This window comes from Sphingobium sp. KKT206, from assembly GCF_055640555.1.
Map to the genome: position 1 here is coordinate 827,461 of NZ_CM145765.1, position 19,611 is coordinate 847,071.

At 62.8% G+C, this 19,611-nt stretch carries 18 protein-coding genes; 12 read left to right on the forward strand and 6 right to left on the reverse strand.

Features of this window, described 5'->3' with window-relative positions; translation table 11 throughout:
• Positions 1 to 101: 101 nt before the first annotated feature.
• Positions 102 to 950: an NAD(P)-dependent oxidoreductase gene (locus ACZ2HM_RS21920; protein ID WP_470427011.1), complete on the forward strand. Its 849-nt coding sequence runs from the start codon at positions 102 to 104 to the stop codon at positions 948 to 950.
• Positions 947 to 1,342, forward strand: coding sequence for a carboxymuconolactone decarboxylase family protein (locus tag ACZ2HM_RS21925; protein ID WP_037479741.1), 396 nt, complete (start codon positions 947 to 949; stop codon positions 1,340 to 1,342). Before ACZ2HM_RS21920 ends, ACZ2HM_RS21925 begins: the two co-directional genes overlap by 4 nt.
• Before the next feature lie 60 nt (positions 1,343 to 1,402).
• On the opposite strand, the gene ACZ2HM_RS21930 is transcribed toward ACZ2HM_RS21925, so the two are convergent.
• A complete protein-coding gene (locus ACZ2HM_RS21930; RefSeq protein WP_470427012.1) occupies positions 1,403 to 2,707 on the reverse strand; it encodes an MFS transporter in 1,305 nt (434 codons plus the stop codon).
• Positions 2,708 to 3,014: 307 nt separating this feature from the next.
• On the opposite strand from ACZ2HM_RS21930, the gene ACZ2HM_RS21935 reads away from it, so the two are divergent.
• The 3 genes from ACZ2HM_RS21935 to ACZ2HM_RS21945 all read left to right on the forward strand — a co-directional run bounded on the left by ACZ2HM_RS21935 (position 3,015) and on the right by ACZ2HM_RS21945 (position 7,223).
• Positions 3,015 to 3,815 carry an AraC family transcriptional regulator gene (locus tag ACZ2HM_RS21935; RefSeq protein ID WP_313922014.1) on the forward strand — a complete coding sequence of 267 codons (801 nt, stop codon included), beginning with the start codon at positions 3,015 to 3,017 and terminating at the stop codon, positions 3,813 to 3,815.
• 148 nt (positions 3,816 to 3,963) lie between these two features.
• Positions 3,964 to 6,354 (forward strand): TonB-dependent receptor, encoded by a 2,391-nt coding sequence (locus tag ACZ2HM_RS21940; protein ID WP_470427013.1) that lies wholly within the window; start codon positions 3,964 to 3,966, stop codon positions 6,352 to 6,354.
• 68 nt (positions 6,355 to 6,422) lie between these two features.
• A complete protein-coding gene (locus tag ACZ2HM_RS21945) occupies positions 6,423 to 7,223 on the forward strand; it encodes an SDR family NAD(P)-dependent oxidoreductase (protein ID WP_470427014.1) in 801 nt (266 codons plus the stop codon).
• A gap of 22 nt (positions 7,224 to 7,245) precedes the next feature.
• Here ACZ2HM_RS21945 and ACZ2HM_RS21950 read toward each other — a convergent pair whose 3' ends face one another.
• On the reverse strand, positions 7,246 to 7,611 hold the full coding sequence (locus ACZ2HM_RS21950; RefSeq protein ID WP_470427015.1) for a nuclear transport factor 2 family protein: 366 nt from the start codon (positions 7,609 to 7,611) through the stop codon (positions 7,246 to 7,248).
• 119 nt (positions 7,612 to 7,730) lie between these two features.
• Here ACZ2HM_RS21950 and ACZ2HM_RS21955 point away from each other — a divergent pair, with 119 nt between their 5' ends.
• The 4 genes from ACZ2HM_RS21955 to cofC all read left to right on the forward strand — a co-directional run bounded on the left by ACZ2HM_RS21955 (position 7,731) and on the right by cofC (position 11,264).
• The gene (locus ACZ2HM_RS21955) at positions 7,731 to 8,951 is read left to right on the forward strand and encodes a cytochrome P450 (protein ID WP_037475556.1); all 1,221 of its coding nucleotides are present in this window, start codon (positions 7,731 to 7,733) and stop codon (positions 8,949 to 8,951) included.
• A 95-nt stretch (positions 8,952 to 9,046) separates the two neighbouring features.
• Positions 9,047 to 9,784 carry a coenzyme F420-0:L-glutamate ligase gene (gene cofE / locus ACZ2HM_RS21960; protein ID WP_470427016.1) on the forward strand — a complete coding sequence of 246 codons (738 nt, stop codon included), beginning with the start codon at positions 9,047 to 9,049 and terminating at the stop codon, positions 9,782 to 9,784.
• Positions 9,781 to 10,707 carry a 2-phospho-L-lactate transferase gene (gene cofD, locus ACZ2HM_RS21965; protein ID WP_470427017.1) on the forward strand — a complete coding sequence of 309 codons (927 nt, stop codon included), beginning with the start codon at positions 9,781 to 9,783 and terminating at the stop codon, positions 10,705 to 10,707. The genes cofE and cofD overlap by 4 nt, the downstream gene beginning before the upstream one ends.
• A complete protein-coding gene (cofC, locus tag ACZ2HM_RS21970; RefSeq protein WP_470427018.1) occupies positions 10,707 to 11,264 on the forward strand; it encodes a 2-phospho-L-lactate guanylyltransferase in 558 nt (185 codons plus the stop codon). Before cofD ends, cofC begins: the two co-directional genes overlap by 1 nt.
• Before the next feature lie 74 nt (positions 11,265 to 11,338).
• Here the strand turns inward: cofC and ACZ2HM_RS21975 are convergent, their stop codons facing one another.
• The gene (locus tag ACZ2HM_RS21975) at positions 11,339 to 12,286 is read right to left on the reverse strand and encodes an IS630 family transposase (RefSeq protein ID WP_470427019.1); all 948 of its coding nucleotides are present in this window, start codon (positions 12,284 to 12,286) and stop codon (positions 11,339 to 11,341) included.
• Between the two features lie 299 nt (positions 12,287 to 12,585).
• On the opposite strand from ACZ2HM_RS21975, the gene ACZ2HM_RS21980 reads away from it, so the two are divergent.
• The gene (locus ACZ2HM_RS21980; protein ID WP_006966739.1) at positions 12,586 to 13,527 is read left to right on the forward strand and encodes an IS110 family RNA-guided transposase; all 942 of its coding nucleotides are present in this window, start codon (positions 12,586 to 12,588) and stop codon (positions 13,525 to 13,527) included.
• Positions 13,528 to 13,602: 75 nt separating this feature from the next.
• Here the strand turns inward: ACZ2HM_RS21980 and ACZ2HM_RS21985 are convergent, their stop codons facing one another.
• Positions 13,603 to 14,382 (reverse strand): SDR family oxidoreductase, encoded by a 780-nt coding sequence (locus tag ACZ2HM_RS21985; RefSeq protein WP_470427020.1) that lies wholly within the window; start codon positions 14,380 to 14,382, stop codon positions 13,603 to 13,605.
• A gap of 64 nt (positions 14,383 to 14,446) precedes the next feature.
• Positions 14,447 to 14,776 (reverse strand): nuclear transport factor 2 family protein, encoded by a 330-nt coding sequence (locus ACZ2HM_RS21990; protein ID WP_037475601.1) that lies wholly within the window; start codon positions 14,774 to 14,776, stop codon positions 14,447 to 14,449.
• Between the two features lie 170 nt (positions 14,777 to 14,946).
• Between ACZ2HM_RS21990 and ACZ2HM_RS21995 the strand changes: the two genes are divergently transcribed.
• Positions 14,947 to 15,849, forward strand: coding sequence for a LysR family transcriptional regulator (locus ACZ2HM_RS21995; protein ID WP_470427021.1), 903 nt, complete (start codon positions 14,947 to 14,949; stop codon positions 15,847 to 15,849).
• Positions 15,850 to 15,866: 17 nt separating this feature from the next.
• Here ACZ2HM_RS21995 and ACZ2HM_RS22000 read toward each other — a convergent pair whose 3' ends face one another.
• Positions 15,867 to 16,913: a LacI family DNA-binding transcriptional regulator gene (locus ACZ2HM_RS22000; protein WP_470427022.1), complete on the reverse strand. Its 1,047-nt coding sequence runs from the start codon at positions 16,911 to 16,913 to the stop codon at positions 15,867 to 15,869.
• A 258-nt stretch (positions 16,914 to 17,171) separates the two neighbouring features.
• Here ACZ2HM_RS22000 and ACZ2HM_RS22005 point away from each other — a divergent pair, with 258 nt between their 5' ends.
• Positions 17,172 to 19,562, forward strand: a complete 2,391-nt coding sequence (locus ACZ2HM_RS22005) for a TonB-dependent receptor (RefSeq protein ID WP_470427023.1) — start codon at positions 17,172 to 17,174, stop codon at positions 19,560 to 19,562.
• Positions 19,563 to 19,611 lie beyond the last annotated feature (49 nt).

The window sequence follows — 19,611 nt, forward strand, 5'->3', positions numbered from 1 at the left end:
CCACGCCGCGATGATCGGGATGACGTGGGGGCCATGGCTATGCCACGCTGCCGCCATTGTGACCACAGGACCGCGAACAGGCGGCGGAAAGGATGTTGAGGATGGGAAACGCAGGCGTAATTGGATTGGGGCAGATCGGGGCGGGGGTGGCCATCTGCCTGGCGCGCAGCAGCCAGTTGGCGGCGGTCTATGACGTTCGCGCGGACGCGGCCGATACGCTGGACGGCGTTCCGCCAGTGGTCGCCAGCCCGGCCGAACTGGCGCGGCAGGCCGATGTGGTCATCATCGCGGTGGTGAATGCCAGGCAGACGATCGACGTCCTGTCCGGCCCGGACGGCGTGCTGTCGCAGGCGCGACCGGGCATGAGCATCGTGCTGGTCGCCACCGTATCGATCGAGGATCTGAACGAAATCCGGGCGCTGACCGACGCGGCCGGCGTCGACCTGATCGACAGCGGCGTGACCGGCGGTCCCAAGTCGCGCGAAAACGGCTTGGTCTGCTTGGTCGGCGGCTCGGACGAGGGCGTCGCAAGGGTGCGCCCGGTGCTGGAAGGCTTTGCCAAGCTGGTCGCGCATATGGGCGGTCCCGGCGCTGGCATGGCGGCGAAGATCGCGCGCAACGTCATCGTCTTCGGCGGCCTGCGCGCAGGCTATGAGGCGGCGGTCCTTTGCCGCAACGCCGGTGTCGACGTCCGCCAGCTGAGCGACGTGATCGAGGCCAGCTCCGACAGCGTGGGCGGCCCGTTGATGCTGACCATACGCGACGATCCGGCATCGAGCGATCAGGAGGCGGCGATCCGCGAATATACCCGCGCGCTGATGATAAAGGATCTGGACGCCGCGATCGATCTGGCGCGCAGCTACGGCATTACGCTGCCGCTGGTCGAATTGGCGCGCCGGACGGACCAGGCCGTCGTTGGCCTAGCTGATGTGATGGGAGAGAAAGCATGAGCATCGACGAAGCCCAGTGGCAAAAGGGTCTGGAAGTTTTCGACAAGGTCTATGGGCCGGGCACGTCGGCGATGACGCTGCCGTTCCGCGACTCGTCCTTCAACCAGGAAATCGTCGGCAATCAATTTGCTAATCTGTGGGGTAGCGACATCTTCTCGATGCGCGAAAAGCGCCTGCTAGTGTTGGGGGCCACGGCAATGCTGGGGCGGCCCGACCTGGTCGAAATCCAGATGAACGGCGCCCTGACCAACGATGAATTCACGGATGAGGAACTGGATTTCCTGCCCCTGTTCCTCCTCTTCTACGCCGGTGCTGGCAATACGACGGCCGTGTTCCGTGGGATAGAAGCGGCCAAGGCCCGCCGCAAGGAACGCGCCGCCGCTGCGGAATGAACGAACGATCCTGAAGCAAAAGGGGCGGCCCGGTCATAATCGACCAGCCCGCCCCTTTTTTCATGCCACGTCCTGCGCCGCCGCCCGCCGTATCGCGCGCGACGCCATCAGCAACATTAACCCACCGGCAAAGGTGAACAGCATCGCGATGCCGATGCCCCAGGCGATGCCCTCATTCCCGCCCACATAATCGCTGACCGCACCGATCAGATAGGTGCCGGCCCCCACGCCGATCAGGTTTGCGCCTAGTTGCACCATCGACACCGCCAGACCGCGCAGCCGCGGCCCCGCGATCGTGACGATCACGGCATAGATCGGCCCGTTATAGGATGCGCTCAAAAAGCCGCAGGCCATCAGCAGCACCAGCATCGGTTGCAGGTCATGCACCAGCATCGTGCCGATCCCGGTGATGGCGGTCAGCAGCGGAATGATCGCGCCGAACAGCGCGGTCCGCGCAGGGTCGAACCCGCCACGCCGCCGATTGATCGCATCGATCACCCAGCCCGCCAGGAAACCGCCCAGCGACCCAAGCCCGCCATAGGCGATGGCGATAATCATGCCCGCCCGCCCGATCGGCATGACATGGACGCGGATCAGGAAGGTGGTGAGCCAAGTGCTCATCCCGTAAATCCCCGCCGCGATCAGCACGATCGCACCGATGCAGTAAAGCAGCCCCGGTCGCGCCGCGAGCAGGCCGATACGCTGGATCAGGCCCCCGCGCTCGCTATGCTGCGGCTTGGCCGGGCCGTCCAGCCCGCCGCGCCGGGGCTCGCGGACTGTCAGCAGCAGGATCGGCGCCAGCAGCAGCCCCGGCACGCCGGCCGCGACGAAGGCCCATCGCCATCCCGCGCTCTGAACGATCGCGCCGCCCACCAGGAAGGCGATGGCCAGGCCAATGCCCGAACTTAGATACCAGATGCCGATCGCGGTCGCACGGCGATCCTCGCCGAAATAATCGCTCAGCAGCGACATGCCGGTGGGGGAACCACCCGCCTCCGCCGTGCCCACAGCCGCGCGGCCGATCACCAGCGTCCAGAAGCCGGTGGCCAGCCCGCATAGAGCGGTCGCCCCGCTCCACAACGTCAGCGCGGCGGCCATCAGGTTGCGCCGGTTCCAGCTATCGACCGCAATGCCGAAGGGCAGGGCGGCCAGCGCGAAGAAGATGCCATAGGCAAAGCCCGCCAATATCCCTAGCTGCCCGTCCGACAACGCGAATTCCCGCCCGACCGGCGCCAGCACCAGGCCGATGACGGCGCGATCGATGCCGTGGCAGGTCTGCGCCAGCGTCAATATCCCCAGCACATACCAGGGGTAGCGACCTATATCTGGGCGGGCGTCGGGGCGCGCATCGCCGGGCGCTCTCATGGCGCGGCCCTTCTTGGCGTTGGGGGATGATACATGCTGGGCCTCTCCGATTATCAGGATGGCGCAGCCTAGCCGTCGGGCGCGCGCGCACCATCGCCGGGCTATGCCGCCCTTCGGCCAGATACTGTCGCGATAAGGCCACGCGAATACCTACCCGAAGATAGTGCCAGGCGGCATCAGTCCGGCTATGCAGGCGCATACGCAAAAATAGAAACGGGCGGAGGACAGGATGTTTCGACCGGAGAGCGATTGGACCGGCCAGGAAAGGTTCGGAGTTAAAAACTTCTATATAGAGGCGCATGCGACCATGTGCGATGCACGGGTCGATGTACGCCACTTCGACTGGGTCTTGCCTTGCAGCGGCGTCTTCAGCCCGGAAAAACATTATCTCGACTATTCGCTGGACAGCCAGCCACGCCGCAGCATCGTCAGCATGGGCGGGCCGAACCGGCGTGCAGCGGCGGGCGACATCCTCTACATGCCGCCGCACCGCCAATATGTCGGCGAACCCGCTTTGCAGGAACGCCATCTGGTCTGCGTCGTGCTGGGCGACAGCTTTCTGGACGAATTGTTCGATGGCGAACGCCCGCTCCAGGGGATGGAGCCGTGCGCCGACGTCCAGAATATCGCTATGCGCCGCATGTTTGAAGGGCTCGCGGCCGAACTGCGTAACCCCGGTTTCGCCAGCCAGACGCTGATCCAGTCCATGCTGATGGGCCTGGCGGTCGAACTCGTCCGCCATCTTGGGCCGCAGGATCTGAGCGGGGGGATGTCGCGCTGCGGGCGGCAGGTGCGCCATATCGTCGATTATGTGATGGACAATCTGTCGGGCCCACTGGGCGTCGCGGACATCGCCCGCGGCTGCAATATGAGCGTGCGGCATGTCGCGCGCGTGTTCAAGGATGGAACCGGCGTCAGCCTGGGCGAATTTGTCGCGACCAGCCGCATCGCTTTGGCCAAGGAATTACTACGCGGCGACACCGCCCGGATCAAGGAAGTCAGCTGGCGCTGCGGTTTCAGCAGCACATCCGCCTTTTCTGCCGCCTTTCGCGCGGCAACCGGCCAGACGCCCAGGGAATATCGCTGCCTGCCGATCCAGCTGCATTGACGCGCAAACTGTCGGGCAGCGGCCAAAACCTGTCGGGATACAGTCAATCAGGGCGCGCTCCCTTTAGGGTCCACCGCCGCTCCGTTAGCATCATCCCGTAATGACGTGCCCGACTAGGCACCAACATAAAAATAAACAGGGAGGATTTATGACCAAGGCCGTCACTCTGGGAACCATCGCCACAGGCGCGTTCATCGCCGCCATAGCGCAGCCTGCTTGTGCTCAACAGCCGCAGTCCGGCGCGGAAGGCATTCAGGACATCGTCGTCACCGCCCGCCGTACTGAAGAAAGCCTTCAGACGACGCCGATCGCCGTCACTGCGCTCAGCCCGGAAGCGCTGACCACGGCCAAGGTCGAAAATGTCGTCGATCTGCAACGCACCGCACCGGGCCTGGTCATCGGCCGCGGCTCGGCCGGCGGCGACGGCATCGTCTTCGTCGCCATTCGCGGCCAGGGCAATCTCCAGCCGATCCTGGCCAATGATCCCGCCGTCGCCACCTATATCGACGGCATCTATATTCCCCGTCCCTCCACTGGCATGACCGATCTGCAGGACATTCAGCGCCTGGAAGTGCTGCGCGGGCCGCAAGGCACGCTGTTCGGCCGCAACACCACCGGCGGCGCGATCAACATCATCACCAGCGATCCCGACGATCAGTTGAGCGGCACGTTCAAGGCCGAATATGGCAATTACGACAATCTGGGCGTGTCGGCGAGCGTCAACGTGCCGCTGGCGCAGGGTCTGGCCATACGGGTCAGCGGCGCGATAAATGAACGTGAAGGCTATGGCACCAACCCGCTCAACAATCGCGATTTCGCCGACAACAGGTCGAAATTCCTGCGCGGCAAGCTGAAATATGATGGCGAAGGCTGGGATTTCACCCTGTCGGGCGACTGGAACCGCCAGTCCAATCATGGCCAGCAGACTGCACTCTGGGCCTTCAACCCCGCCATCGTTCCCGCCCCCTTCCAACCCGGCCTGACCGCGGGGCTGCTCAGGAAGGCCGACTGGTGGGATAATACAGCCACCGGCACGTCGCTCGCGGCGGGCATCGGCACGCTGACGCCCGAAGCGCAGGCGCTGTACGGCGTGCAGCCGTTCAACACGCTCGAAGTCTATGGCTTTTCCGGCACGCTCAATGTCGAACTGGGCGGCCTGAACTTCAAATCGATTACCGGCTATCGCCACTCGATGAACTATGGCCTCAGCGATACGGACGGCACCGCCGTCCCGCTGCTGGGCACTTTCGCCGGGTCTGGCTCCTATTATGTCTCGCAGGAACTCCAGCTATCAGGCGACATCACCGATAGTCTGAGCTTCATCACCGGCGCTTATGCTGGCAAGGAAAGTGGCTATGAATTTAGCCGTTCGCAGATTTTCGGCGGGCTGATCCGCGACTCCAACGCGGACGTCACCAACAAGACGTTCGGCCTGTTCGCCCAGGCCTATTATGAGATCACGCCTACGATCCGCGCAGTCGGTGGCTTCCGCTACACCTGGGACACGCGCAACAGCGTGCTGCACAATGCGCAGGTTCTGGGCCGCCCCTATGATGTGGCCGTCGCAGGCACGCCCACCGGCATTAACTGCACGGTCACCCCATCGGAACCGGTGACCCCCACGACCTGCAACCAGGTCCAGAACGCCAAGTTCAACTATCCCGCCTGGAACCTGGGCATCGACTGGCAGGCGGCCGACAATATCTTCCTCTATCTCGCCACCCGCGGCGCGGCCAAGGCTGGCGGCTGGAACCTACGCGCCGGCGGTCTTCCCGCCTTCTCGCCGGAAAAGGTCAAGGATGTCGAGGCGGGCCTGAAGGTCGACCTGTTCGACCGGCGCGTGCGCTTCAACACCGCGATCTTCCACACCTGGAAGGATGATAATCAGGCGATCGTCAACAGCTTCGTCCCCGGCATCGGCGTCACCCAATATATCCAGAATAACGGCAAGGTCCGCATCTGGGGCATCGAAAATGAAATCACCGTAATCCCGTGGGAAGGGATGACGTTCAGCGCCAATGGCAGCTTGCAGAACGGCAAATATGTCAAGGGCAGCTTCAGCGAGACGCAGGTTGTCGCGGGCAGCGGCTGCACCAACCCCGCCGGCGTCGTCAATGGCTGCGTCGTCGATTTAAGCGGCCTGCCGCTGCTGCAATTGCCCAAGAGGCAGCTCAACATCAGCGCCACGCAGAAGCTGGATGTAGGTGGCGGCACGCTCGCCGTGACAGGGGCCTATGCCTATGTCGGGTCGCAGCATTTCGACGCGGTCAAGGCGGCGGATCAGGCTTCGGCCGCGACCAAGGCCGCCTATGATGTCGAAAACGCGCTGGGCAAGGTGCCCGGCTACGGCATCTTCAACGGCCGCATCGCCTTCAAACTCGACAATCCCAATGTCGAAATCGCGCTGTACGGCCGCAACATCACCAACAAAAAATATCTGCTGCGCCGCTTCCCCGACCTCTACCGGACGCTGGGGATCGCGGTGGCTTATGTCGGTCAGCCCGCCACCTATGGCGTGGAAACGACGTTCAAATTCTGACCGAACGGGGCTTGGGGGGAGGGCCGACCTGCTTTCTCCCCAAAGCTGAACATGGAGAATAGACTGGTATGATGCGGTTGGAAAACAGGGTTGCGATCATCACCGGCGGCGGGGGGGGGATCGGGTCCGCCGTCGCTCGGCGCTTCGTTGCCGAAGGCGCGTGCGTTGTGATCGCCGACCTGTTCGAGGATGCGGCCGTCCGCGCGGCGCAGCCCTTGGGCGACAAGGCGCTGGCGGTCCAGTTCGACGCGGCCGATCCCGCCTCGGTCAAGGCGCTGGTGGACCGCTGCGTCGATCATTTCGGCGGCCTGCACATCTTGCACAATAATGCGGCCATGACGGACCCGACCAAAAGCCCGCAGGACACCACCGCCGTCGACATCCCCATCGCCATCTGGCGCGAGATATTGGACGTCAACCTGACCGGCTATCTGCTGGGATGCAAATATGCGATTCCCCACATGGTCGCGGGCGGTGGCGGGTCGATCATCAACACTGCGTCCAATTCGGGCAGTGCGGGCGACCTGGCCCGCATCGCCTATGGATCGTCGAAGGCCGCGATCATCGGCCTCACCAAATATGTCGCCACCCAGCATGGGCGGCAGAATATCCGCTGCAACAGCATCGCGCCCGGCGTTGTGCTGACCGAGGCTCTGGAAAAGACGGTGCCAGGCTTGAAGGAAATTATCCAACGTCACATATTGACGCCTGAGTTTGGGACGCCCGACGATATCGCTGCGCTGGTCGCCTTCCTCGCGTCCGACGAATCGCGCTACATCACCGGCGAGAATATCTCCATCTCTGGCGGCGGGCTGATCCACCAGCCCCATTATGCCGACCTCCTGGCCTTCATGCAGGCAGCGGACTGACATGCCCGCCGCCTGCCGATCCTTAATGCGCGGCCCGGTGAAAATAGCGGATGGTCAGCCGTCCGTCCTCGACCTTGTAGGTTTCCAGGCTTGGCAGCGTAACGACGCCGTCCGGGGTCTGGAGCCGATTGGCGACATAGGCCGCGCCTTCGCTGCCGTTGACGATCACCTCGGCCGGTTCGGTGATGCATTGGCCGCCATACTTCGTCCACATGTCGGCCATCGCGGTGGGACCGTCGATCGCCGGTGCGCCCACATATTCGATGGTGAAGCCGTCCGGCCCCATCGCTGCGAACAGACGGTCCAGCTCCTCGCGCTTGCCCTCGTTCCACAACCGGTAATTGTCGCGGATCGCCTGTTCCAGATCCAGCGTCTCTGCCTCGTTCATATCCATCGCCTCCTTGTCTCGCGGTTGATCCGCGTCGCCGCCATCATGTGGCGGGCGGCCATGGCCGCACCTGTCTTTGGCAAGGGGAACCCTTGCCCTTTCACCCCTCGGAGATTTCCATGACCGCACTCGCGCAAAAGCCCCTGCCAGCCCATGTCCCTGCCGAACTGGCGATGGCCCTGCCGCTGTTCGCGCGCAAGGTGACCTATGACAATCCGCACGAAGTGCTGATCCCGCAAATGCACGCGGACCTGCCGGCGGTCACCTATGTCACCAACATCTTTCCCGGCGACCAGCCCGGCTGGCTGCTCAAAAATGCCGAAGACGTGCAGGCGATGCTGCGCGACGCCGACAATTTCACGAAAAACGGCATGGGCAAATGGGCCCAGAATATCGGTGAAAATTGGCTGGTGATCCCGACAGAGGCCGATCCGCCGGTCCACACCGCCTATCGCAAGGCGCTCAACAGCCATTTCGCCCCGCAAAAAATGTTCGCGTTGAAGGACCAGGTGCGCGAGCGCGCCCGCACCCTGATCGACCAGTTCAAGGACAAGGGCGCGTGCGATTTCATCGCCGACTTCTCCGAAAAATTCCCGATCTTCATCGTGCTCGACCTGCTCGGTCTGCCGCAGGATCGGATGGCCGAATTCCTGAAATGGGAAAAGGAACTGCTCCACAGTAACGACTGGGAAGTGCGCGGCAATGCCGTGCGCTGCGTCAAAAACTATCTGATGGAGGAGATAGAGGCCCGCCGGGTTGCGCCGCGCGACGATTATATCAGCAAGATACTGACGTTCGAGGTCGATGGTCGCCTGTGGAATGACGACGAAGTGCTCGGCCATTGTTTCAACCTCTATATCGGCGGGCTGGACACGGTGACGTCGCTGCTGGGCAACATCTTCGCCTATCTCGCCACCCACCCCGACAAGCAGAATGAACTGCGCGCTAATCCTTCGCTGATCGTGCTGGCGGTGGAGGAATTTCTGCGCGCCTTCGCCCCCGTCACCGCCTTCCGCATCGCGACCAAGGTGATCGAGATTCAGGGGCAGATGATTATGCCGGGCGACTATGTTGCGTTCAGCACGCCCGTCATCGGCCGTGACCCTGCCTTTTACGAAGATCCGCAGGCGATCCGCTTCGATCGCAAGGCACCCCATATGTCGCTTGGCAGCGGCATCCACAAATGCCTGGGGATGCATCTGGCGCGTCTGGAATTGCAGATCGCGGTGGAGGAATTTGTCACGACCCTGCCCGAATTTCGGGTCAAGGACGGGTTCCAGATTCCCTATTTCGTGGGCAACATCCTCCACGTCCCCGACCTGCACCTGCAATGGGGCTGATCGCGGCCAAAAGCGTCCGTCCAGACCGCCAGGGTTGACGCAGGGGGCGGCGGCATCGCAGGACAGGCGATGCCGCCGGGAGAAGACGTGACGCAATGATAGAAATCATCCCCCTGACAGGGATTGGGGAGGTCCAGCCGGGCGACGATCTGGCGGACGTCCTGCGCGGCGCGCTGGATCGGTGCGGCATCGAACCGCGCCCTGACGACATATTGGTCGTGACCCAGAAAATCGTGTCGAAGGCGCAGGGGCGCTTCGTCGCGCTGGACGATGTCGTGCCCGGCGATGAAGCGCTCAGGCTGGCGGACATCACCCGCAAGGACGCCCGGCTGGTGCAACTGGTGCTCGACGAATCCAGCGCCATCATCCGCGCCGTGCCCCATGTGCTGATCGCCCGGCACCGGCTGGGCCATGTCATGGCCAATGCGGGCATAGACCGGTCCAACATCGGCGCAGGGGCGGGCGATCGCGCGCTGCTGCTGCCGGTCGATCCGGATGCGACCGCCGCGTCGCTGCACCGGCAACTCGCCATGCCCGTCATCATATCGGACAGTTTCGGCCGGCCCTGGCGCATGGGCGTCGTGGCGGTCGCCATTGGTGCGGCGGGGCTGCCCGCGCTGGACGACCGACGCGGCGAGATCGACCGAGACGGCCGAACCCTGGAAGTCACCCAGATCGCCTTGGGGGACATCATCGCAACCGCCGCCTGCTTGGCCACGGGGGAGGGGGCGGAGGGTATTCCCGCCGCCCTGCTGCGCGGCTACGCCGTGGCGGGCGCGTCGCGCCCCGCCGCGGACTTGGTCCGCCCGTCACATGAGGATCTGTTCGCATGAAGCGCGTCGTCGTCCTGACCGGTGGGGTCGGCGGGGCCAAGCTTGTCCTCGGCCTCTCGCACATCCTGCCGCCAGACACGCTGACCGCGATCGTCAATACTGGCGACGACTTCCGGCATCTGGGCCTGCATGTCTCGCCCGATATCGACACTTTGCTCTACACGCTGGCGGACAAGGCCAATGCCGCGCAGGGCTGGGGCCGCGAAGGTGAAAGCTGGGCGTTCATGGCGGGGCTGCGCGAACTGGGCGGCCCGGACTGGTTTGCCCTGGGCGATGGCGACATGGCGCTCCATGTCTTGCGCACCCATACCCTGGCGCAGGGGGAAAGCCTCTCGCAGGTCACGGCCCGCTTCGCCGCTCGCTGGAACATCCCCATCCGCATCTTGCCGATGAGCGATCAGCCCGTCGCCACAATGCTGGATACCGATCGCGGCCGCCTGGAATTTCAGCGCTATTTCGTGGAACAGCGGTGCGAACCCGCCGTGCGGTCCATCCTGTTCGATGGCGCGGCGCAGGCCGAACCGGCCCCCGGCGTCGTGGATGCGATCCTGTCGGCCGACGTCGTTCTCATCGCGCCGTCCAATCCCTTTCTCAGTGTCGATCCCCTGCTGGCCGTGCCCGCCCTGCGATCGGCGCTGGAACAGACTGCCGCGCCGACCGTCGCTGTGTCACCGTTGATCGGCGGCAAAGCGGTCAAGGGACCCACGGCGAAGCTGATGGGTGACCTCAACATGGCGGTCGATAATGACAGCATTGCGCACCACTATGCCGGGCTGATCGATGCTATGCTGATCGACAGCGGCGATCGGTGCGACGCGCCGGGCATCGCCGTTGCGCATTGCGCGACATTGATGACGACGCTGACGCACAAAATGCGGGTGGCGCAAGCAGCGCTCGATCTGGCGGCCGGATTGCGCGCCTAATGGTATGGACCGCGATCGTCCCGTGGAAACAAGGGCCAGACACCAAATCGCGGTTGAGCGCAACATTGGATGTGCCGGAGCGACAGGCATTGGCCGCTGCCATGGCGGAGGCGGTCATTAGCTGCTTGTCCGACGTGCCATCCATTGCCGCCGTGCATCTGCTCGCCCCCGCCGCTGTTCCGCGTTTGCCGTGCCAATCGTTGCGGGACGAGGGGCGCGGACTGAACGAGGAGTTGGCGGCGGCGCGGGATGATTTGGGCAATGGGCCGATCATTATCGTTCATGCCGACCTGCCCTGCCTGACTGTCGACGATGTGGTGTCCCTTTTGGCCGCAGCTTCAGCGAGCGGCGCGGCGTTCGCGCCGGACAGGCACGGGCGGGGGACCAATGCTGTCGCACTTGCGGACGGTGGCCCTTTCCAATTTGCCTTCGGGCCGGGCAGCTTGGCAAATCATCGGCAACAGCGCACCGATGCTGCCATTATCGTGCGAGCGGGGCTAGGGTTCGACGTCGATACGCTCGATGATCTAGATAAGTATCGAGACATGCTTAAATAACAGTAGAGAGTGAATGTCGGCTTCGGTTGTATCGTCCTCCCGCAACCATAGCAGTATAATAGAGCGCTTTTCGATCAGTCCGGATCATATCCGCACGAGCTGAAGTAGTTGGCGCATTCTCCGGGCTGGAAGATATCCACGAGCCTGCCGATGAGGTTCCAGAGGCCGCTCACCGTGCGCTCGCCGATCTTCCTGAGCATGGCCTTGAGCTTGGAGAAGGCTTTCTCGATGGGATTGAAGTCTGGGCTGTAGGGCGGAAGGAAGCGCAAGGTTGCGCCTGCCGCTTCGATCCGCTCGCGCACCGATGCGCGCTTGTGGCTCGACAGGTTGTCCATGATGACAACGTCGCCGAGCCGCAGTTCGGGCACGAGAACATGGGTGACATAGGCTTCGAACCAGTCGCCGTTGATCGGGCCATCGAGCACCATTGGCGCGACCATTCCGGTCATGCGCAATCCGGCAACCAGCGTGGTCGTCTTGCGGTGGCCGTGCGGGAAGCCCATCCGCAGGCGCTCGCCCCTGGCGCAGCGGCCATGGCTGCGGGTCATGTTGGTCGCGGTCCAGGTCTCGTCGATGAACACGAGCCGTTCGGGGTCAAGATCGAGCTGACCATCGAACCAGTCATGTCGTTGGCTCAGGACATCGGGGCGGTCCTGCTCGATTGCATGGCCAGTCTTTTTTTTGCGCGTCATACCGTGATGAACGAAGAAGCGGTGAAGCCCGGCCACCGAGACGTGCAGGCCCAGATCGATCAACGCCGCCCGCAGTTCTTCAAGCGAGATGTCCTTGCGCGCTTCCCATATGGCGAGGATTTCAGCCTGCCGCTCCTCGATCCGGCGCGATCGCATATCGCCACCCTGAGGCTTGGGAGCAAAGCTGCCGGTCGTACGCCGCTGATCCTGCCAACGGATCGCTGTCGAGGGCGCTACACCAAACCGAGCCGCCGCAGCACGACAACTCATCCCGGCATCGATCGCCGCCAGAAGCCGCTTACGTAAATCCATCGATAGAGGTTGGCCCATCCATGCTGGCCTCCTTCACCAGCACAGACTCTGAATCAGAAATCACGCCCCGTGGAAATCCCTCAACGATTCATAACGGTCGAAAACCGCTTGTCTTATGACTTTGCGGTCCGTTCGGGTCAGGATGCGATGTCCGGTCCGGGGTGGCCACCCCGGACCGGACGGAAGGGGACGGATCGCAAAACCGCTGGTCGTGAAGGGACCGGGTTAGAGTAGGATCGCCCCTTTCTTTTTCATCAGGCCCGAACGGATACCGGGGCTTTCAAGGCCCGGATGACAAGCATGGGACAGCGAAAAAGATGAGCAACTCTCTACCACAAACCATCGGCATCGACATCTCCAAAGCGACGTTGGACTGCTATGTCCATCCCATCGGGATCGAGCGCCAGTTCCCCAACACCACCAAGGGCCACAAGACCCTGATCGCATGGGCCGGGCAATGGGAGGTCGAGCGGATCGCCTATGAGGCTACCGGCATCTACCACCGCGCGCTGGAGGTCGCGCTCGGCCATATGCCCTGCGTCAAGCTCAACCCGGAACGGGCAAGGCGCTTCGCTCAGGCGACAGGCACGCTCGCCAAGACCGATCGCATCGACGCCAGGCTGCTCGCACGGATGGCGGTGACGCTGAAACCCCCGGTCAGGCCCGCCCGAAGCCCGCAGCAGAACCAACTGGCCGAACTCGTCAACGCCCGCGATGGTCTGGTGCGTGATCGCACCGCGCTCAAAAACCGCGAAAAGAACCTCACCGTCACGCTGCTTAAGCGCCAGTGCAGCCAACGGCTCGAACAGATCGCTCGCCACATCGCTGCGCTCGACGCTGAAATCGCGGCCGTCATTGCCGCAGATGAAAAGCTCGTCCGGCGCCACCACATTCTCACCAGCATCGCTGGCCTCGGCACACTCACCGCCAACCAGATCATCGCCACCATGCCCGAACTCGGATCGCTCGATAACAAGCAGGCTGCCTCGCTCGCCGGACTTGCCCCGGTCGCGCGCCAGTCCGGCCAATGGAAAGGCAAAAGCTTCATCCGCGGCGGTAGGGCCAATGTCCGACAGGCTCTCTACATGCCTGCTCTGGTCGCCGCCCGATTCAATCCAAACCTCAAGGCCAAATACCAGCAGCTCATCGCTGCCGGAAAACCCGCCAAAATCGCCATCACAGCCATCATGCGAAAGCTCATCGTCACCGCAAATGCGCTACTCAGGGCAGATCGTCTCTGGACCACTGCATGCGCTTGACTATCACGGATACTCTAAACACCTAGGTTCCTATTTTACCCTCGATCCTCCGGTGCCCGTAGGAACACATCATTCTCACACCGTTGGCACGGTCCCGCCATCGATGACATATTCGGTGCCGGTGATGGTCCCCGCCCGGTCGGACGCTAGGAAAGCGATCAGGCTGGCGACCTCTTGCGGTGTCGATGGCCTGCCGATCGGAATGCCGCCGAGCGAGTCCATGATCATCTTCTTGCCCTGGGCGATGTCGCCGCCATGCTCGGCTGCGAGTCGGGTTGCCAGTTCGACGGCTGATTCCGTTTCGATCCAGCCCGGCGACACCCGCACCACCCGGACGCCCTGGGGCGACACTTGTTTGGACAGGCTCTTGCTATAGGTGGAAAGCGCCGCCTTGGCGGCGGCGTAGGCGGTGGTCGCTTCCGGCAGGGGTAGTTCGCGCTGGATGGAGGTGACGTGGATCACCACGCCACTGCCGCGGGACAGCATGTCCGGCAGCAGCGCGCGATCGAGCCGGACGGCGGGCATGAGGTTGAGGTCCAGGGCGTTGCGCCATTCTGCATCGCTCAGCGCTTCAAATCCCCCCGCTGGTGCCGATGATCCGCCTAGCATGTGAACGATGATGTCCACGCCGCCCAGCCGATCGCGCACCGCGCTTGCCAATTCGCTGCAACCTTCGGCCGTGGTAAGATCAGCAGCAGCGAACAGCGCATCCGGGCTGCCCGAAGGCGGGGTGCGCGCAGTCGTGAGAACCTGCGCGCCAAGTTCGCGGAACAGGCCGACCGTCGCAGCGCCCGCGCCACGGGTACCCGACGTGATCAGCGCGCGCTTCCCCTGCAAGGTCAGAAAAGGCGTCATGCGGTGGGTTCCAATCGGTCAGATATTTGAGAGTTAGCGGGCCTGATCCGGCGATGACCCGCGCTCATGGGATGATTTCAAGGGCAGCGATCTTGTCCCCGTCGAGCGTGAAAAAATAGCGCAGGTCGAGCGGGCTACCGGGGAAGTCGCCTTCGAGATGGCTGGTCACGACCGTCCGCGCGCCATCAGTGGCGATGGCAAAAGGCTCCACCGTATAGCGATAGGTGGTGGAGGATTGCGCCTTCCAGTCCCGGATGGCGTCCTTCCCGCTATGCGTCTTGCCTTCGTCTTTCACCACGGCGTCGTCGGTGAAGCAATGCGCTACCACATGGCCGTCCTTGTTGGCATCGGCCGCGAAATAGGCGGCGATGGGCGGGGGCAGTTGAACCGTCATATCTGGTTTCCTTCCATGCGTTTCGACCTGTCCAGGATAGCAAAGGGGCGGATGATCCGTGTCACGGGCCGCCGTGCATCCAGGGTTGGATCTTGTCACCCAAGTTAGCGGTAGACGCGCGCCATGATAATCGGGATAGATCGGGATGCGCTGTTACGAAAAGCGGGACAATGATGCGGCATGGTCTGATCGAACTCGACGCGGTAATCGCGATCGCGCGCAGGGGGGGCTTCCGGGCGGCGGCGATTGATCTGGGCGTCTCCACCACCGCCCTGAGCAACGCCATCGGGAAGCTGGAACGGCAGCTTGGCGTGCGCTTGTTCAACCGCACCACCCGCAGCGTTTCGCTGACCGATGCGGGGCGCGATTTTGTCGGCAGGGTCGGCCCGGCGCTGCAGGATATTCATGCGGCGATGGATGCCGCCCGGTCGCAGCAGGCAACGCCCTCAGGCACGTTGCGCATCAACGCCTTTGCGACGGCCGCGCGGGAGATATTCTCGCCCCTGTTGCTGCACTATCTTCGCCGCTATCCGCAGGTCCATATCGATCTCGTCACGGAAGGGCGGCTCGTCGACATCGTGGCGGATGGATTTGATGCGGGCATTCGCACGGCCGACCTGGTGCCGAGCGACATGATCGCTATTCCGCTCGGTCTGTATCGACGCTATGCCGTCGTTGCGTCACCCGCCTATCTGGCGGCGCATGGGACGCCGCTGGTCCCGCCGGATCTGCTTGCGCATCCATGTCTGCGTGTCCGGCTGCCCAACGGCAGCCTGTTTCGCTGGCAGTTCGAAAAAGCGGGGCAAGCGGTGCAGATCGATGTCGATGGTCCGATGACGCTGGACGAGGCCAGTCTCGCGCGCATGGCGGTGCTGGACGATGTTGGGATCGGCTTCCTCATGGAGTCCGACATTCGCGAGGACATGAAGGCGGGCCGTCTGGTCCGTGTTCTGGAAGACTGGACGCCGCCGCTCGCGCCACTGTGCCTCTATTATCCCAACCGACGAAACCCATCCGCCGCCTTCAAGGCCTTCGTCGACCTGGCCCGCAATTTCGCCGCGTCGGCAGCATGATGAGCGGTGATGACGATCTAATGGCTGCCCGGCCCATGCGGCGGCGCAGTCGATTCGCGGATGGCGAGCATATAGTCGAGATGGGTCGCGCTTTTTGTCGGGGCATCTCCTCCCCGCGCCAGCATGATGCCCAGCGTCGCCGCTTCCGACGCGATCCTTGCCCCCGGATGGCGAACGGTCGTGAGGGCAGGCCAGATCTTCACCGCAATGGGTGTGTCATCGAAACCCGCGACCGACAGGTCGTGCGGGACATCCAGCCCCTGCCGATGCGCCAGCGACGTAACGGCCGCCGCGACATCGTCGTTGCTGGCGAAAATGGCGGTGGGCCGGGGGGCCAGGCTCAGAAGCGTCTGCGCGGCGTCCAGCCCGGATTCGAAACTCATATCGCCATCAGCGATCAGTTCGGGGCGTAGGGCGATACCGGCTTCCTGTAGCGCGGCGATGTAGCCATCCCGGCGCGTCCTGCTGATCAGATGATGCCCGGCCCCGCGAATGAAGCCAATATCCTTATGGCCGAGGCTGATAAGATAGCGCGTCATGTCGCGCGCCGCCGCGAAATCATCGATGCGGATGCAATATTCGTCAGTCAGATCGTCGCCGGGGGAAAGCGCCACGATCGGCACCGGCGCGTCCTTGGTCAGGCCGTGGCTATTGGCAATCTCGCAATAGGGCGGGGCGATCAGGATAGCATTCGCGCCGTTGCTAATAAGGGTCTGAATACCCGCCGCCACTTCCCCGGCATCGCCCACTTCGAGCGGCTGCAACAAGAGTTGCGCGCCCATGCGGTTGGTGGTTTCGAGGCTGCCGATCAGGATCGAGCTGAGAAACGCATTTTCGATATTGCGATACATCAGGCCGATGCGGGTCATGCCGGAGCCAGCCAGCGACTTGGCCGCAGGGTTGAGGGAATAGTTGAGCGTCTTGACGGCGTCCATCACCGCCTGCCGCGTGCTTTCGCGCACCTTATGCCGGTTGTTGAGAACGTTCGACACGCTCATGGGCGACACGCCTGCGAGTTCGGCGACGGTCTTGATGGTGATCGTCTTGCTCGGCCGTCTTGTCATCTTTTTCCCAAACCCATGCTCTTCCATAGCTTAACGCGCCTGCGCTTCAATCCATGAATCGCCTGCACGGGCGCGCCCTGTGTCGGAAAAGCGACAACCCCACCCGGAAAAATATGTAGCGCTACATATTTGTTTGACTCAAGGGTCGGAAGGCAACATGTAGCGCTACAAGATCAATGGGCGCTTCGGGTCGCATAGCCCAGATTGTTTGCTTGCAAACGTCGGAAATCAATCCGACAGGCATAAAGGGGAGGTACTATGAAAGCTTCTAAGGTCACTCAACGTCTGTCCGGTTCGTCCATGATCGGGCTGATCGCGACGCTCGCCGCCGCCAACATGGTTCCGGCCTTTGCGCAAGATGCAGCGATGGCCGCAGTCGACGACAATAATGCCGGCACCGACATCGTCGTCACCGCGCAAAAGCGCGCAGAGCGGCTGCAAGACGTACCACTCGCGGTCACTGCCGTTTCGGGGGACACGCTTTCTAACCGCCAGATCAACGACAGCGCCTCGCTGGTGCAGGCCGTCCCTTCGTTGACCTTCCAGCAGGGTGCAACGCCCACCAACAGCAGCTTCCGTATTCGTGGCATCGGCACCGCCCTCTTCGGTCAGGGCGTTGAATCGTCGGTATCGACCGTCATTGATGGCGTCGTTGCCGTGCGCCAGACGCAGGGCTTTACCGACCTCGCTGACATTGAGCGTATCGAAGTGCTGCGCGGGCCGCAGGGCACGTTGTTCGGCAAGAACGCGACGGCCGGCGTCATCAGCGTCACGACCGCGCGCCCCTCGCGCGAGTTCGAAGGTCGCGGCGAAGTGACCATCGCAGAGCATGATGAATATCGCGCCCGCGGCACCGTGTCCGGCCCGATCAGCGACACGCTGCGCGCCCGCGTCACCGGCTTCTACAACGACGTGCGCGGCGTCGCCCGCAACATCGCCACGGACAGCTGGGACAATGGCTCCAAATCCTGGGGCGTGCGCGGCAAGCTGGAATGGGACGCGACCGAGAATCTGAACCTCCTCTTCACCGGCGAATATCGCAAGACCGAAGCGGATTGCTGTGCGTCGACCTGGATCGCGATCAACAATCCCAACCTCCAGACGCTCGTCGGTCCGATCAATGCCACCCGTGAAAACCGGAACCTCAATGATGAGACGGTGACCTATTCCAACAGCGACCAACAGACCTATTCGCTACAGGCGGATTGGGATCTGGGCGGTGCAACGGTAACGTCGATCACGGCCTATCAGGACTATAAGCTGGATGTGAACCAGCCGATCGAGCGCATCAACAGCACAGTGCCTTTGTTCGTCGGGGCTGCCGCGCCCTATGCCAATTGGAGCCGCAATGGCGGTGGCCTGGACATCAGCGCGTTCAGTCAGGAACTGCGCATCGCCAATAATGATAGCGGTGATTTCAACTATGTCGCGGGTGTGTTCTACATGCATTCCGACATCAAGCGGCCCTTTGACCGTCGTCGCGTGCGCTGCACGGCGGGCACCTTCGGCCAGCCGTGCGCGCCCGAAAACACCATCTACCAGTCTTCGGCCAGCAATATCCGCCTGAAGCAGGACAGTGTCGCTGCCTTTGGTCAGGTCGAATATCGCATCACCGGCGGTCTCAAGGCCATCGGCGGCCTGCGCCTGCAATATGAAAAGGGCACCAACAGCGGCAGCCGGATCGCACCGCTGGTGCCGGGCGATGCGATTTTGCCAGGGAATGCGCCGGTCAGTGGATCGGTGACAGCGGACGATACGGCCATTACCGGCAAGGCTGGTCTGCAATATGAATTCAGCCGCAATGCGCAGATTTATGGCAGCTACACGCGCGGCTATAAGGGGCTGGGTTATGACATCGAAATTTCGGCCAATCTGGCCAACCAGACGGTGTTGGAACCCGAAGATGTCGATGCCTATGAAATCGGGTTCAAGGGACGCACCGCCGATGGCGTGCTAAGCGTCAGCACGGCGCTGTTCCTGGCGGATTATTCCAACCTGCAGGTGCAGGCCAACCGGTCGGATCTGGTTTTGGGCATTACCCAGTTCGCGCCGACCAATGCCGGCAAGTCGCGCGCCAAGGGCTTCGAAATCGAAGTCACCGTGCGTCCCGACGATCATTTCAGCCTGATGGGTGCGGTGACCTATTCGAAGGCCACGATTGACATTGATGGCCTTAATTGCGCACAGCAGTTCAATGCTGGTGCGCCGGTTCTGACGGGCATGCCGACGAACATCTGCTACCGCCCAGCCGCCGGTGTCACGCCGGTCCAGAACCTGCGCGGCGCGACATTGCCGGTCAGTCCGCGCTGGAAGATCAGCTTCGCACCCCGCTATGACGCCGATATAACGGGCACGAACTTGGCTGCGTTCGCGCAGGTCGGCGTCAATTTCCAGAGCGCGATGAACTTCTCGGTCGAGCAGGATCCGTTGCTGGAACAACCTGCCTATACGCTGGTCGATGCCAGCATCGGCGTGAAGCAGATCGATGGTCGCTACAGCCTGACCCTGTTCGTCAAGAACCTGTTTGACGAAAACTACCTCACCAGCATCGGCCATACGTCGTTCCTGGGCGGCAATACCGACCTCGTGGGCACCTTCAACAAGGATGCGGACCGCTACTTTGGCGCCACCCTCGGCGTGAAGTTCTGATCCGACGGCGCGGCGGCGAGATCGCCGTCGCGCCCCTGTTGTTGGTGGG